The 15,047-nt window shown below is 52.9% G+C and carries 12 protein-coding genes; 2 read left to right on the plus strand and 10 right to left on the minus strand.

The annotated features are described in order from the left end of the window. Window positions 1-145: 145 nt before the first annotated feature. Window positions 146-718, minus strand: a complete 573-nt coding sequence (locus NNO02_RS13855) for a flavin reductase family protein (protein WP_271442337.1) — start codon at window positions 716-718, stop codon at window positions 146-148. Between the two features lie 158 nt (window positions 719-876). Between NNO02_RS13855 and nhoA the strand changes: the two genes are divergently transcribed. Beyond that, window positions 877-1,722 carry an N-hydroxyarylamine O-acetyltransferase gene (gene nhoA, locus NNO02_RS13860; RefSeq protein ID WP_271455049.1) on the plus strand — a complete coding sequence of 282 codons (846 nt, stop codon included), beginning with the start codon at window positions 877-879 and terminating at the stop codon, window positions 1,720-1,722. Window positions 1,723-1,780: 58 nt separating this feature from the next. Here the strand turns inward: nhoA and NNO02_RS13865 are convergent, their stop codons facing one another. The 7 genes from NNO02_RS13865 to NNO02_RS13895 form a co-directional block, all read right to left on the minus strand. After that, entirely contained in the window at window positions 1,781-2,674 is an 894-nt protein-coding gene (locus NNO02_RS13865) for a PhzF family isomerase (protein WP_271442339.1), read from the minus strand. A gap of 115 nt (window positions 2,675-2,789) precedes the next feature. Further along, the gene (narI, locus tag NNO02_RS13870; protein WP_271442340.1) at window positions 2,790-3,470 is read right to left on the minus strand and encodes a respiratory nitrate reductase subunit gamma; all 681 of its coding nucleotides are present in this window, start codon (window positions 3,468-3,470) and stop codon (window positions 2,790-2,792) included. Further along, on the minus strand, window positions 3,467-4,162 hold the full coding sequence (narW, locus tag NNO02_RS13875; protein WP_271455050.1) for a nitrate reductase molybdenum cofactor assembly chaperone: 696 nt from the start codon (window positions 4,160-4,162) through the stop codon (window positions 3,467-3,469). Before narW ends, narI begins: the two co-directional genes overlap by 4 nt. Continuing rightward, entirely contained in the window at window positions 4,162-5,706 is a 1,545-nt protein-coding gene (narH, locus tag NNO02_RS13880; protein ID WP_271448835.1) for a nitrate reductase subunit beta, read from the minus strand. Before narH ends, narW begins: the two co-directional genes overlap by 1 nt. Further along, complete coding sequence (locus NNO02_RS13885; protein ID WP_271455051.1) at window positions 5,703-9,443, minus strand: nitrate reductase subunit alpha; 3,741 nt, start codon at window positions 9,441-9,443, stop codon at window positions 5,703-5,705. The genes narH and NNO02_RS13885 overlap by 4 nt, the downstream gene beginning before the upstream one ends. A gap of 55 nt (window positions 9,444-9,498) precedes the next feature. Further along, window positions 9,499-10,884, minus strand: coding sequence for a NarK family nitrate/nitrite MFS transporter (locus NNO02_RS13890; protein WP_271455052.1), 1,386 nt, complete (start codon window positions 10,882-10,884; stop codon window positions 9,499-9,501). Window positions 10,885-11,091: 207 nt separating this feature from the next. Next, entirely contained in the window at window positions 11,092-11,670 is a 579-nt protein-coding gene (locus tag NNO02_RS13895; protein WP_271455053.1) for a TetR family transcriptional regulator, read from the minus strand. Window positions 11,671-11,787: 117 nt separating this feature from the next. Between NNO02_RS13895 and NNO02_RS13900 the strand changes: the two genes are divergently transcribed. Next, the gene (locus NNO02_RS13900) at window positions 11,788-13,275 is read left to right on the plus strand and encodes an MFS transporter (RefSeq protein WP_271455054.1); all 1,488 of its coding nucleotides are present in this window, start codon (window positions 11,788-11,790) and stop codon (window positions 13,273-13,275) included. Here the strand turns inward: NNO02_RS13900 and NNO02_RS13905 are convergent, their stop codons facing one another. Both NNO02_RS13905 and ompD read right to left on the minus strand, forming a co-directional pair. After that, window positions 13,276-13,656: a GFA family protein gene (locus tag NNO02_RS13905; protein WP_271442846.1), complete on the minus strand. Its 381-nt coding sequence runs from the start codon at window positions 13,654-13,656 to the stop codon at window positions 13,276-13,278. 143 nt (window positions 13,657-13,799) lie between these two features. Further along, window positions 13,800-14,888 (minus strand): porin OmpD, encoded by a 1,089-nt coding sequence (gene ompD, locus NNO02_RS13910; RefSeq protein WP_271448840.1) that lies wholly within the window; start codon window positions 14,886-14,888, stop codon window positions 13,800-13,802. Window positions 14,889-15,047 lie beyond the last annotated feature (159 nt).

The raw sequence follows: 15,047 nt of genomic DNA on the forward strand, positions 1-15,047 counted from the left end.
CAATATTTGACTTAGTGCACGATTAACTATAATTCACATGAATGATTCGGCAAGGTAAGGGAAACGATTTATCTGACTGGTTTTTCGGAAGTTTTGAGAAGACTGATGGGGATGACAGGCGGATCTGCCATCCATTTGTCGGTGATTATTTACCGGCAGTAACCTGTTTCCCGCTGGTGACAAATGTTCCGGCACCAAGGTGATGCAGGGTATTAAGTTTGCCATCATCAAACTGCCAACGACCTTCCACGAAGACTCGCTCATCAGCGGCAGCCGAGACCACTTCGCCAAACAAGGTGTCATATTTGTCCTGAGCCGCTGTGGCAGGAAGCAGGCGGCATTCCATCCAGGCGAGACACTTGGCTTCTACTAGCGGCAGCCCCAATACCGGGCCTTTGACTACCGGAATGCCGTAGCAGTTGAACTTATCTTCTATTCGACCGGAAACACTCCCTACGGCATAGGTCCAGTTCGTCGCGGCAACACCTGGAATAACAATACCAAATTGACCGCTACGTTCGATCAGTTCGCGCGACCAGGCAGTCTTGTCGACAACAATGGCTACCCGCGGCGGATCAAATTCCACGGGCATTGACCACGCGGCCGCCATCACATTACGCCGTTCTGTATTCGCGTCACGACTGGTTATCAAAATGGTGGGGCCGTGATTAAGCAGTCGGCTGGCGTGTTGTAATTCAACCGGACGAAAATGACTCATAGCGACTCCTCGGCAGAATAAAAATGACATCACAATAAACATAGATAGTAACGGGATTAGCGATTTTGTCGCCTCGCCGGGGGGAACAGCGCACAAAAGCGACAGCGTAAAATTAAAAATGCGTTATAAGTACAACATTCAACAAACAGGAATCCCGTATGACGCCTTTTTTAAACGCTTATTTTGCCCGTATTGGCTGGTCAGATGTGCCCAACGTCGACATTGAAACGTTGAGAGCGCTGCACTTACTGCATAACGGTGCCATACCCTTTGAAAATCTTGATGTGCTGCTGCCGCGTGAAATGCAGCTTGACGATGTGTCCCTTGAAGAGAAGTTGGTCACTGCTCGCCGCGGTGGCTATTGCTTTGAACAAAATGGTGTATTTGAACGGGCGCTGCGCGACATCGGCTTTACCGTACGCAGTTTGCTGGGACGCGTGGTATTGGCGAATCCGTCAAGCCTACCGCCGCGTACACATCGCCTGTTACTGGTTGAATTACAGGGTGAACAGTGGATCGCTGATGTTGGATTTGGCGGACAAACGCTGACAGCGCCGATTCGTCTGCAGGCTAACATTGAGCAGAAGACGCCACACGGCGAATATCGCCTGATTCAGGAGGGGGAAGACTGGATATTGCAGTTCCGCCATCATGATCACTGGCAGTCAATGTACCGATTCGATCTGGTGGTGCAACATCACAGCGATTATCTGATGGGTAATTTCTGGTCTGCACACTGGCCGCAGTCGCATTTCCGCCACCATTTGCTGATGTGTCGCCATTTACCCGATGGCGGCAAGCTGACGTTGACCAATTTCCACTTTACTCATTATCAGGATGGTCACGCGGTAGAGCAGATTAATCTGCCTAACGTTGCCAGCTTGTATACGCTGTTGCAGGAACGCTTCGGCCTGGGCGTTGACGATGTAAAACACGGCTTTAGCGAGGAGGAACTGGCGACAGTAATGGCGGCGTTTGATACGCATCCGGAGGCGGGAAAATAGGGGCATCAGAATTAATGCCGGATGCGGCGTAATCGCCTTATCCGGCCTACCTGAAGATTTAAAAATCGATCGCCCATTCGGCGTGAAACAGGATCACTGCAGAGCCGGAAATCGTCACTTTTTCTGGCTGGTTATCACGGATTGTTACCGTCACATCAACAATGCCGTCGCGTCCCAACGCACGTCCCTGGTGCCCCTGAACATGCAACGTTTTGCCATCATGAGCCATCAGGTTATGGTGTACCAGCCAGGCCCCCATTGGACCATTCGCGTTGCCGGTGACCGGATCTTCCACAATTCCGATAGCCGGTGAAAACATGCGGCCATCGGTTGCGTTTTCGCCCGGACGGAGTTGAAACGGGAAGAAGCCGTTACAGCCAATCTCTTTGCTAATTGCCGTCAGCGCGGGCAGGTCAGGGGAAAGGGCGTCAATATTCACCTCGGGCTTCAGTGGGATCATCACTTTTGAATGCCCGGTAGATGCCACCTGAATCGGCAACCCAGGCAGCATATCGTCTTCAGTGAGGTGCAGCGCGTTAATAATCGCGCGGCGAATTGCCCCATCCAGCGGCGCCTCAAAAACAGGTTTCCCTTGCTCCAGGCTGATGCGGTAGTCAGCGCCGTGCGTATGTACGTCGACCCGGTGCCGACCGGCAAGTGACGTTTGCCAGACGGTCGTATCACCCAGCCCCAGCACGTTGGCGCGAACATAATGCGCGGCGACGGTAGCATGCCCACAGATGGGCACTTCGACCGTTGGCGTGAAGTAGCGAATACGAACATCGCTGTCGTCACTGGTCAGTAGAAAAGCCGTTTCCGAATGGCGCAGCTCACGCGCAATCAACTGCATCTGGGCGTCACTCAGGCCATCAGCATGCAGTACAACCCCCGCTGAATTGCCGCGAAAGGGTTCTGAGGTAAAGGCATCAACGTGGTAAACCTGTGGTTTCATTGGCGTTCTCCTGGAATGGAGAAGCATCATAACGTGCTAAATGCCAGATGGCGACGCCTTGCGTCTTATCCAGCCTACGGATCTACCTGTAGGCCGGATAAGGCATCAGAGACAATTAGCGGCGCGAACGCACAATTTGATAGCGGCGGGTGAAATACTCAACCGGTGCGCTCCAGACGTGAACCAGACGAGTGAACGGGAACAGCAGGAAAATCGTCATCCCCAGCACCAGGTGTACCCGGAAGATTAACGCCACGCCATCCAGATGCGCAGACGCACCGCCCTGGAAGGTGACGACCGACTGCGCCCAGCCCACCAGTTTCAGCATTTCACTGCCGTCCGGATGTTGTGCCGAAAACGGGATAGTGGTCAGGCCGAGGATACACTGAATCAACAGGATACACAGGATCAGGATATCTGCAGTGGAGGACGTTGCGCGAATACGCGAGTTTGTCAGACGGCGCACCAGCAGACCCGCACCGCCTACCAGCGTCAATACGCCACACAGACCGCCGGCAATCATCGCCATCTGTTGTTTCACGGCAACTGGCAGGAACCAGGCATACATCCAGTGTGGGGTTAACATGCCAAACAGGTGTCCAAAGAAGATCCCCAAAATGCCGATATGGAACAAGTTTGACCATAGCACCATACCGCGTTTATCCAGCATCTGGCTGGAGGAGGCACGCCATGTGTACTGTCCGTAGTCGTAGCGTAACCAACTCCCGAGGATAAACACCGTGCCGCACAGATACGGGTAGATGTCGTAAAAAAAGACGTTCAGATACTGTATCATTTCGGGCCTCCCGCGCTGACGTCGACATACTGTGGTGCCACGTCCTGGCTAAAGCGTCGTTGATAGTTTTGTAACGGTGAACTGCCACAGGCAGTCGCATTATCCTCAATAAATTTCACCTGTTCCTCTTCCCAGACGGCATCCAGTGCCTGACGGGTATCATCGCGGGTTTCAGCCCCAACCTGCTTCGTGACACTGTCACTTGATAGAGGGCTTCCGGCAAGCAACAGCAGGGCGTCAAACAGTTGATACCAAGGGGTATCGCGCTGTTTTAATCGACCGCCGAGCAGCGCCAGTATCGGTGCAACGTTCTGCAATCCCTCTTTGGCTTCTGTTTCAGGCAGCACGCTTAAATATTCCAGATACAGCGGCAGGTGATCCGGCAGTTCGCGACAGTTGAGTTGAAGCCCAACTTTTTCGTACTGGGCCAGCAGGTCGACCATCGCCTGACCGCGGTCGCGGGATTCGGCATGCACATGCTCGAACAGCAGCAGTGAGGTGGCGCGTCCACGGTCAAATACTTCACACCATTCGGCTTGTTTATCCAGTAACGGAGCATTGAGCAGTTCGTGGGTAAACCCGCTTAGCATGGGCGCATCGCTGGCGACCAGCGCGAAGGCGTCATCTTTGCACTCCCAGAGCAACGCGTCCGGGTATTCCATCAGCAGACCGATAACCTTGAGGATTTGCATTATTGACCCTCCGCTTTATCGCGTACTTCGGTGATATCGATAGCGTCAATGCGGCTACTGTTAAACAGATTGAACTTGGTATCCGAGCCGTGACAGCCGTCGCCGAAGGTGAAGCCGCAACCGTTTTTCTCCGGGAAAGCGTCACGTGCCATTTCACGATGGCTGGTTGGGATCACAAAGCGGTCTTCGTAGTTGGCAATGGCCAAATAGCGGTACATCTCCTCAACCTGTTCAACGGTTAAGCCCACTTCCTCAATTGCACGGGTATCGGTTACGCCTTCCACGGTTTGCGAGCGCATGTAGTGACGCATCGCCATCATGCGTTTCAGGGCGCGCAGTACCGGACCGGTATCACCTGCACTGAGCATGTTGGCGAGGTACTGGACCGGGATTCGCAGTGACTCAACCGCGGGCAGAATGTTGCCATTGTGCGGCAGACCACCGGCATCAGCGTAAGACTGAATCGGTGACAACGGCGGTACATACCAGACCATCGGCAGGGTGCGATACTCCGGGTGCAGCGGCAGTGCCAACTTCCAGTCCATCGCCATTTTGTAAACCGGTGAACGCTGGGCCGCTTCAATCACGTTGTGCGGAATACCCTGTTTCAGCGCTTCTTCAATGACGGCCGGATCGTGCGGGTTAAGGAACACATCGCACTGACGCTCATAAAGATCGGTTTCATGTTCGGTGCTGGCCGCTTCCTCGATGCGATCGGCATCGTACAGCAGCACGCCAAGATAGCGAATACGTCCGACGCAGGTTTCGGAACACACGGTAGGTTGGCCGGATTCAATACGTGGATAGCAGAAGATGCATTTTTCTGACTTGCCGCTCTTCCAGTTAAAGTAGATTTTCTTATACGGACAACCGCTGATGCACAAACGCCAGCCACGGCACTTATCCTGGTCGATCAGCACGATGCCATCTTCTTCACGCTTATAGATAGCACCACTCGGGCAGGTGGCGACACAGCTTGGGTTCAGGCAGTGTTCGCACAGGCGTGGCAAATACATCATGAAGGTGTTTTCAAACTGACCGTACATCTCCTTTTGCATCTTCTCGAAGTTACGGTCACGGGCACGTTTTGAGAATTCACCGCCAAGTAATTCTTCCCAGTTTGGGCCCCAGATAATTTTGTCCATCCGTTTACCATCAATCAGCGAGCGCGGGCGGGCAGTGGGCTGATTTTTGCCTTCCGGCGCACTGTGCAAGTGCTGGTAATCGTAGGTAAACGGCTCGTAATAATCATCGATTTGCGGAATGACAGGGTTGGCGAAAATTTTGGTGATGACCCCCATCTTGCCGCCCAGGCGCGGTCTGATCTTACCGTTAACATCGCGCACCCAGCCGCCTTGCCACTCTTCCTGGTCCTCCCAGTTTTTCGGGTAACCAATGCCGGGTTTTGTCTCGACGTTGTTAAACCACGCATATTCCATCCCTTCACGCCCGGTCCAGACGTTTTTACAGGTGACGGAGCAGGTGTGGCAGCCGATGCACTTATCCAGATTCAGAACCATGCCTACCTGTGAGCGTATTTTCATTTTTTCGCCTCCTGTACCTGATCGCGACCTTCATCATCCAGCCAGTTAATATTTTTCATTTTCCTAATCATGATGAACTCATCGCGGTTAGAGCCGACTGTTCCGTAATAGTTGAAGCTGTACGCCAACTGCGCATAGCCGCCAATCATGTGGGTCGGTTTAGGACACACACGGGTGACGGAGTTATGAATACCGCCGCGCATTCCGGTGACTTCGGAGCCGGGTATATTCATGATTCGTTCCTGTGCGTGGTACATCATGGTCATGCCTGGCGGTACACGCTGGCTGACCACCGCGCGTGCGGTTAGTGCTCCGTTTGCATTGAAAGCTTCGATCCAGTCGTTGTCTTCAATACCTAACTCCTTAGCATCAGTTTCACTGATCCAGACAATCGGCCCGCCACGTGACAGCGTTAGCATCAGCAGGTTTTCACTGTAGGTAGAGTGGATGCCCCATTTCTGGTGCGGCGTCAGGAAGTTGAGTGCTTTCTCTGGGAAGCCGTTTGGCGGTATCTCACGCATTTCGCTGACGCTACGGGTATCAATGGGTGGACGATACGCCACCAGACTTTCCCCGAAGGCGCGCATCCACGCGTGATCCTGATACAGTTGCTGACGACCCGACAGGGTGCGCCATGGGATCAGCTCATGCACGTTGGTATAACCGGCGTTATAGGAGACGTGCTCGCTTTCAAGACCCGACCAGGTCGGGCTGGAGATTATTTTGCGCGGCTGCGCCTGAATGTCGCGAAAACGAATCTTTTCGTCTTCTTTGTTCAACGCCAGATGCGTATGGTCCCGACCGGTCATTGCCCCCAGCGCTTCCCACGCCTTCACCGCCACCTGACCGTTGGTTTCCGGCGCCAGTGCGAGGATCACTTCCGAGGCATCCAGCGCGGTGTCGATCAGCGGGCGGCCTTTCGCCGGACCTTCGCGCTTGGTGTAATTCAACTTGCCGAGGAAATCGACCTCTGCCTGGGTATTCCACGCAATACCTTTCCCACCGTTGCCGAGCTTGTCCATCAACGGCCCGAGCGAGGTGAAGCGTTCGTAAGTGGCGGGATAATCACGCTCCACAACGGCGATATTGGGCGCGGTCTTACCCGGAATAAGGTCGCATTCGCCTTTACGCCAGTCCTGGATATCAAACGGCTGCGCCAGTTCAGCTGGGGAGTCGTGCTGCAGCGGTTGCAGTACCACATCGGTTTCTTGTCCCAGATGGCCGACACACACCTCAGAAAACACCTTGGCGATGCCTTTATAAATTTCCCAGTCGCTTTTTGACTCCCAGGCAGGATCGACTGCAGCCGACAGCGGGTGAATAAACGGATGCATATCCGAGGTATTCATATCGTCTTTTTCATACCAGGTGGCGGTAGGTAACACGATATCGGAGAACAGACACGTACTGGACATGCGGAAATCGAGCGTCACCAACAGGTCGAGCTTGCCTTCAATCGCCGCCGACTGCCATTCCACTTCCTCCGGTTTAATGCCATCGGTTTCGCCAAGCGCTTCACCCTGAATCCCGCTTTCAGTACCCAGCAGATATTTGAGCATGTATTCATGCCCTTTACCGGAAGAGCCCAACAGGTTAGAACGCCAGACGAACAGGTTACGTGGATGGTTTTTGCCGCTGTCAGGTTGTTCGCAGGCAAAGCGGATATCACCGGATTTCAGTGCCTGCGCGGTATATTCAGCAGGGGATAATCCGGCTTGTTGTGCCTTTGCTTTTACCGTGAGTGGGTTAAGGTTGAGTTGTGGAGCAGACGGTAGCCAGCCCATCCGCTCGGCGCGGACGTTGAAGTCGATCAGATGTCCGGTGAACTTCGAGGCATCGGCCAACGGAGAGAGCAGCTCCTGCGCGGTGACTTTCTCATAACGCCACTGGCTGGAGTGGTTGTAGAAAAACGATGTACTGTTCATCTGGCGCGGTGGACGGTTCCAGTCCAGCGCAAAGGCCAATGGCAACCAGCCGGTTTGCGGGCGCAGTTTCTCCTGACCCACATAGTGTGCCCAGCCGCCGCCGCTTTGTCCGACACAGCCACAGAACACCAGGATGTTGATCATCCCTCGATAGTTCATGTCCATGTGGTACCAGTGGTTCACACCCGCACCGAGGATGATCATCGAGCGACCGTGGGTTTTGTGTGCGGTATCGGCAAACTCACGGGCGATTTGTTCGATATGACGGCTCGGAACACCCGTAATTTGTTCGCCCCAGGCCGGTGTGTAGGCTTTAACTTCGGTGTAATCTTTCGCGCTATGGATATCATCCAGACCGCGGTCCAGACCATAATTTGCCAGTACCAGGTCATAGACGCTGACCACCGGGCAAACGCTGCCATCCGCGAGGGTGAGACGTTTTACCGGCAATTGTCGAATCAGCACCGGTTCCTGCTTCACGCTGCGAAAATGCGGGTTTTCATTGCCACCAAAGTAAGGGAAGGCGACACCGGCTACGTCATCGTGCTGTCCGAGTAATGACAACGACAGTTCCGTTTCCGCGCCAGCCGCCAGCGGCTCCAGGTTCCATTTCCCTTTTTCACCCCAACGAAAGCCAATCGAACCGTTCGGCACGACCAGTTCACCGTTGCTGTTAAACGCCACGGTTTTCCATTCCGGGTTGTTGGTTTCACCCAGACCATCAACCAGGTCTGAAGCACGCATCATTCGACCAGGGACAAAACTACCATCTTCGCGGCCATCCAGCAGGACCAGCATGGGCATATCGGTGTAGCGGCGGCAGTAATTGAGGAAGTAATCGCTGGGTTTGTCGAGGTGGAATTCTTTGAGGATCACGTGCCCCATGGCCATGGCCAGTGCGCTGTCGGTCCCTTGTTTCGGTGCCAGCCACTGGTCGCATAACTTGGCGACCTCCGAGTAGTCCGGCGTAATGGCAATTGTCTTGGTGCCTTTGTAACGCACTTCCGTAAAGAAGTGGGCGTCTGGCGTACGGGTTTGTGGGACGTTTGAGCCCCAGGCAATGATATAGCTGGAGTTATACCAGTCGGCTGACTCCGGAACGTCGGTCTGCTCACCCCAGGTCATGGGTGATGCCGGCGGTAAATCGCAGTACCAGTCATAGAAGCTCAGGCAGGTTCCACCTAGCAGCGAGAGGTAACGCGTACCCGCCGCGTAGGAAACCATCGACATGGCGGGAATGGGTGAGAATCCGGCAACCCGGTCCGGGCCATAGGTTTTTACCGTCCAGACGTTGGCGGCGGCAATCAGTTGGTTTAGCTCTTTCCAGTTGGAACGGATAAAACCGCCGCGCCCGCGCACCTGTTTGTAGCTCTGGCACTTCTGCGGGTCGTTCATAATAGATTCCCAGGCCAGCACCGGGTCGGATTCGCGGCTCAGGGCGTCACGCCACAGTTCGATCAGACGTTTACGTACCAGCGGGTATTTTAGTCGGTTAGCGCTGTAGAGATACCAGGAATAGCTGGCACCGCGTGGGCAGCCGCGTGGCTCATGGTTGGGCAGGTCAGGGCGGGTTCGCGGGTAGTCAGTTTGTTGTGTTTCCCAGGTCACAAGCCCGTTTTTGACGTAGATTTTCCAGCTGCATGAGCCGGTACAGTTCACGCCGTGGGTAGACCGCACAATTTTGTCGAACTGCCAGCGTTGACGATAGCTGTCTTCCCAGTCCCGGTTGGTGTGCATCACTTGCCCATGCCCCTCGGCAAACGTCTCGCCCTTTTGTTTAAAGTAGCGAAAGCGATCCAACAGTTTACTCATGACATTTCTCCTGCTCCTAATGGACGCTGCCTACGATCTGCAGGCCAAATAGTTGTTATTTTTTTTGCGATTTACGGCCATAGACCAACCAGGTCACCAGCACGCAGACGATGTAAAACACTAAGAAGATTTTCATTGCCCCGACCGGCGAACCGGTCAGCGCCAGAGAGGAACCAAAGGCTTTTGGAATGAAGAACCCCCCCACGGCGCCGATGGCGGAGATAAAACCCAGTGCCGCTGCGGTATCGGTCACCGCTTCACGCTGGGCTTGTTCTTCCGTTCCACCCTGTAGCTTCACGCGGTAGATGGTGATTTTGCGAAAGATCACTGCAATCATCTGGAAGGTTGAACCGCTGCCCAGTCCCGCGGTCAGGAACAAGCCCATGAACACCAGATAGAAGGCAACAAAATTTCCTTCTCCTGAGCCGGGGAGGGTAAGAAACAGCAGCGCACTGAACAGCGCCATAAAGATGAAGTTGATTAATGTGACCCGTACTCCGCCGAACTTGTCAGAGATAACGCCGCCCGCCGAGCGTGCCAGTGCGCCGATAAACGGCCCAAAGAACGCCAGTTGCAGAATATTAACGTCGGGGAACTGGGTTTTCGCTAGCATGGCAAAACCGGCTGAAAAGCCGATAAACGAACCGAAAGTGGCAAGGTACAACAGGCTTAGCAGCCACAGATGAAAGCGTTTAAGGACCGGTAACTGAGAGGCGATTGAGGCCTTGGAACTGGCGATGTCATTCATTCCCACGCCCGCAGCCAGCGTTGAGAGCAGCAGCAGCGGAACCCAAATCCATGCGGCGTTTGCCAGTGACAATAAAGAACCATCAGGCTGCGGTACGCCTTGTACCCCTAAAAAGGTGAATAGGGGCAGGAAAATGACTAACGGCGCGATTAACTGCATCACGCTGACACCAAGGTTACCGAGACCGCCGTTCACGCCCAGCGCACTGCCTTGCTTCGCTTTGGGGAAGAAAAAACTGATATTGCCCATGCTGGAGGCAAAATTGGCACCGGCAAAACCACACATCAGCGCAATGATGATAAATACACCGAAAGGGGTAGCGGTATTTTGCACAGCGAAACCGAGCCATACGCAGGGAATAACCAGAATTACCGTACTAAAAACGGTCCAACGGCGGCCGCCAAATATAGGTACCATAAAGGAGTAGGGGACGCGTAATATTGCGCCAGACAGAGAGGGTAATGCCGTTAATAAAAAGAGTTGATCGGTGGTGAAATTAAAACCAATTTTATTTAAGTTTACCGCAACCGCACTAAATAACATCCAGACGCAGAACGCGAGTAGTAAGCAACTCACTGATATCCAGAGGTTTCTTCGCGCAATGTGTTTGCCTTTATTTTCCCAAAAAGCGGGATTTTCTGGTTTCCAGTCAGTCAAAAGATAACGATTATTCTTCTCATTTGGTGATGACATATTTTCCTCACATGCGCACGTCGTTCAATAAATAAACGCCTGGGGTTCCGCACTGGTGCTAATTAGAAATTATTGAAAAGTTTTAGGAATATTGACTGAAAGGATAGATAAAAAAGCGCAATAACGCGGCGTGTCAGAGGAATAACACGTTGCTTAAGTGTTACTAATTGTAAACTGAAAAGATGTATTGTTAATTCATGTATAACATCAAATAAATAACTCTAGCGTTATCATGCGATCCAGGTGGCGATCGAAAGCCGGATCGGCCATTTCTGCAAAGCCCAGCATATACATCCCATCCAGTCCGCAAACCAGCGCAATTAAACGCCAGGCGACGTCGGCGGCATCAGGCGCTGAGGAGAATTCACCCGCTTTCTGCCCGTGGGTAATGATTGCAGCGGTTTCTTCATGCCACATACGCATTGTGAGCAGGTAAGCGCTTTTGATTTCCGGGTCCTTATCGGCCAGGATCTGCGCTTCGCGCCACAGCTTGATATACGGCTCGAACCCACCGTCTTCACTTCCCAACATGGCATGAAGTCGTTCACGGTAAGATGCGTTTTCACTGACCAGTTCGGCATCAAGAAGGGTGCGGATCAAGCGGACAAAAGCCTGGGATTTGAGCTCACCGGCAGAGGTAAAATGATGATGCAGTTGCCCGGTCGCTACCTGAGCCTCTGCGGCAATGCGTCTCACGGTCATGGCGGTAAATCCTTCTTCAAGCGCCACGCGCATTGCCGCCTGCAGGATCAATTCCCGACGTTCATCCCGATTCATATAGCTCATACTTCCTCCCTATATTCACATTATTGGCAGTTTAACAAAAAGTTGGACATGCGTTCAATTTTCCGTAGGATCGCTAAAGCTGGACATGTGTCCAGTTTCAGTTTTGTAGGGAGTTTTATGTTTCGTCAGTGGTTAACGTTAGTGATTATTGTGCTGGTCTACATCCCTGTTGCGATTGATGCAACGGTGCTGCACGTTGCCGCGCCCACGCTGAGTATGACGCTGGGTGCCAGTGGTAACGAGCTGCTGTGGATCATTGATATCTATTCTCTGGTGATGGCCGGTATGGTGTTACCGATGGGGGCGTTGGGCGATCGCATCGGCTTTAAACGTTTGCTGATGCTGGGTGGTGGGCTATTTGGTCTGGCATCGCTGGCTGCCGCGTTTGCTCACAGTGCTGGCTGGCTAATCGCGACCCGGGCCGTGCTGGCCATTGGTGCGGCGATGATCGTTCCGGCGACACTGGCAGGTATTCGCGCCACCTTTGCCGAACAACGTCATCGCAATATGGCGCTTGGCGTCTGGGCTGCCGTCGGTTCCGGCGGTGCGGCATTTGGTCCCTTAGTCGGTGGTATGTTGCTGGAGCATTTCTACTGGGGCTCTGTGTTCTTAATCAATGTGCCCATTGTTCTGGTGGTGATGACATTGACCGCACGTTACGTGCCACGCCAGACCGGACGTCGCGATCAGTCGTTAAATTTTGGCCATGCGATTATGTTGATCGTGGCGATTTTACTGCTGGTTTACAGTGCTAAAACGGCGCTAAAAGGGCATATGGCGACCGGGGTTATTGTATTGACGCTGTTAACCGGAGCAGTGCTGTTGTGGAAATTTGTGCGTATTCAGCTCGCGGCCTCACGTCCGATGATTGATATGCGGTTGTTCACCCATCGCATTATCTTAAGCGGCGTGGTCATGGCGATGACGGCGATGATCACCCTGGTAGGGTTCGAGTTGCTGATGGCCCAGGAATTACAGTTTGTTCACGGTTTAACGCCGTATCAGGCGGGGCTGTTTATGCTACCCGTCATGCTGGCGAGTGGCTTCAGCGGCCCGATTGCCGGTCTGTTGGTTTCACGGCTGGGATTGCGCTGCGTGGCAACGGCAGGTATGGCGTTGAGTGCAGTCAGTTTCTACGGCCTGGCAATGACGGATTTCAGCACTCAGCAGATCCAGGCCTGGATATTAATGGTGTTACTGGGGTTCAGTGCCGCCAGCGCGCTACTGGCCTCAACGGCGGCCATTATGGCGGCAGCCCCGGCTGAAAAAGCCGCCGCTGCGGGGGCTATCGAAACCATGGCCTATGAACTGGGGGCCGGTCTTGGGATCGCGATTTTTGGTCTCTTGCTGAGCCGTAGTTTTTCCGCGTCGATTCTACCGCCTGCCGGCCTAAATGCGCAGGAGCTGGAACGTGCTTCATCGTCAATGGGTGAGGCGGTGCAATTAGCACATTCCCTTTCGCCGTCTCTTAGCGACGCGTTGCTTGCAGCTGCCAGAGAAGCATTTACCTGGTCGCACAGCGTGGCATTGAGCAGCGCTGGCAGCATGCTTATCGTATTAGCGGTAGGGATGTGGTTCAGCCTGGCAAAAGTGAACCGTCAATAACTAGTGAGCTAAATGACAGGGGTAATCCATCGCTTCGACTTCTTTTCCACTCAGGCGAGCGTATTGCCCCGTCAACCTCCAGAAAGCAGGCTGTGTTTCGGTATAGATTTCAGCCGCCAGAATCAGACGGCGACGATCGACCTCATTCAGCTCCAGCAATGTCCACGGAATAAAGTAGCGATCGCTATCGGTCAGTGTAAACCATAAGGGGCATCCACAGCCGGAACAGAAGAAACGTTCTCCGCGCGTTGATGAGGGAAAGTGCGAAGGTTCTGCTGAATCAGGGGACAGTAGTGGATGACCGCAGGCTTCCAGATACATGGCGACACCACCGGACCATTTCTGGCACAGCGTGCAGTGGCAGGCATAGACATCAAGCATTTCGACGTTTACGGTAAAATGACTCTGTCCGCAAAGACAACGACCAGTGAACGTCTGCACGGCATACTCCTTATGACCGAGTCTACATCAAGAGAAAAAGCCAGCCCTGGATGGACTGGCTTTGTATTCAACTTACAACAAAATTAGAACTGGTAGTTCAGACCAACTGCCACGATGTTGTCAGTGCTAACACGGGCGTCAGAAGTGAATTTGTTGTCGTCCAGCAGGTTGATTTTGTAATCAACGAAGGTAGACATGTTTTTGTTGAAGTAGTAGGTCGCACCCAGATCGATGTATTCAACCAGATCCTGGTCGCCGTAAACACCCAGATCTTTACCTTTGGATTTCAGGTAAGCGATGGACGGACGCAGACCGAAGTCGAACTGGTACTGAGCAACAGCTTCAAAGTTCTGCGCTTTGTTAGCGATACCGTTAACTTTACCGAAGGTGGTCATGTTGCGGGTTTCAGAGTAGGTGGTTGCCAGGTAGATGTTGTTCGCATCATATTTCAGGCCAGCAGCCCATACTTCTGCGTTTTTACCGGAAGCGTAGAATTCGTTGTTACCATTACGCATCTGGTCATCAGTACGGTCAGATTTCGCATAGGTTGCACCGATGCCGAAGCCTTCGTATTCATAAGTAGAAGACAGACCGAAACCGTCGCCGTTCGCTTCATGTAATTCATCTTCGTTGGTACGGTCGTTTTTGCCCTGATACTGAGCAGCAAAGTTCAGACCTTCAACCAGACCGAAGAAGTCAGTGTTACGGTAAGTTGCAACGCCGGTAGCACGCTGAGTCATGAAGACGTCAGTCTGGGTCCAGGTATCACCGCCGAATTCTGGCAGGACGTCAGTCCATGCGCCGATGTCGTAAGCTACGCCGTAGTTACGACCGTAGTCGAAAGAACCGTATTCAGCGAATTTCAGGCCAGCGAATGCCAGACGGGTTTTGTCTGCTTCGGAACCTTGATCTTCAGAACGGTTGCCTTTGAATTCATATTCCCACTGGCCGAAACCAACCAGTTGGTCGTTGATCTGAGTTTCGCCTTTGAAGCCCAGACGCGCGTAAGTTTTGTCACCATCGCTGCTGGTATCGTCAGAGAAGTAATGCTGAGCGTGAACTTTACCGTACAGATCCAGTTTGTTACCGTCTTTGTTATAAATCTCAGCTGCGTTTACCGCACCCGCTGCCAACAGGGTAGTCACTGCCACTGCAACTAATTTAAGTTTCATTCTAAATAATCCTTATAATTTTTTCTTGGTGTGTTTCCTAAACCATTGCTAAACGAGGCCGTTCATCAATGACGAACTATTTTTAAATGACGATGTGGTATTAGTTCAATAATAAGTTTCATAATATTGCGGAATATTTGAATTTGTGTGATCCAGATC

Origin of the sequence: Citrobacter sp. Awk 2 (assembly GCF_028069815.1) — a bacterium.
Lineage (GTDB): Bacteria > Pseudomonadota > Gammaproteobacteria > Enterobacterales > Enterobacteriaceae > Citrobacter.

Excerpts from the sequence above, each read along its gene's own strand:
- NNO02_RS13900 (WP_271455054.1), top strand. The coding sequence starts at position 11,788 with ATGTTTCGTCAGTGGTTAACGTTAGTGATTATTGTGCTGGTCTACATC.
- NNO02_RS13905 (WP_271442846.1), bottom strand. The coding sequence starts at position 13,656 with ATGCTTGATGTCTATGCCTGCCACTGCACGCTGTGCCAGAAATGGTCC.
- nhoA (WP_271455049.1), top strand. The coding sequence starts at position 877 with ATGACGCCTTTTTTAAACGCTTATTTTGCCCGTATTGGCTGGTCAGAT.
- narH (WP_271448835.1), bottom strand. The coding sequence starts at position 5,706 with ATGAAAATACGCTCACAGGTAGGCATGGTTCTGAATCTGGATAAGTGC.
- NNO02_RS13890 (WP_271455052.1), bottom strand. The coding sequence starts at position 10,884 with ATGTCATCACCAAATGAGAAGAATAATCGTTATCTTTTGACTGACTGG.
- NNO02_RS13865 (WP_271442339.1), bottom strand. The coding sequence starts at position 2,674 with ATGAAACCACAGGTTTACCACGTTGATGCCTTTACCTCAGAACCCTTT.
- narI (WP_271442340.1), bottom strand. The coding sequence starts at position 3,470 with ATGATACAGTATCTGAACGTCTTTTTTTACGACATCTACCCGTATCTG.
- NNO02_RS13855 (WP_271442337.1), bottom strand. The coding sequence starts at position 718 with ATGAGTCATTTTCGTCCGGTTGAATTACAACACGCCAGCCGACTGCTT.
- ompD (WP_271448840.1), bottom strand. The coding sequence starts at position 14,888 with ATGAAACTTAAATTAGTTGCAGTGGCAGTGACTACCCTGTTGGCAGCG.
- narW (WP_271455050.1), bottom strand. The coding sequence starts at position 4,162 with ATGCAAATCCTCAAGGTTATCGGTCTGCTGATGGAATACCCGGACGCG.
- NNO02_RS13885 (WP_271455051.1), bottom strand. The coding sequence starts at position 9,443 with ATGAGTAAACTGTTGGATCGCTTTCGCTACTTTAAACAAAAGGGCGAG.
- NNO02_RS13895 (WP_271455053.1), bottom strand. The coding sequence starts at position 11,670 with ATGAGCTATATGAATCGGGATGAACGTCGGGAATTGATCCTGCAGGCG.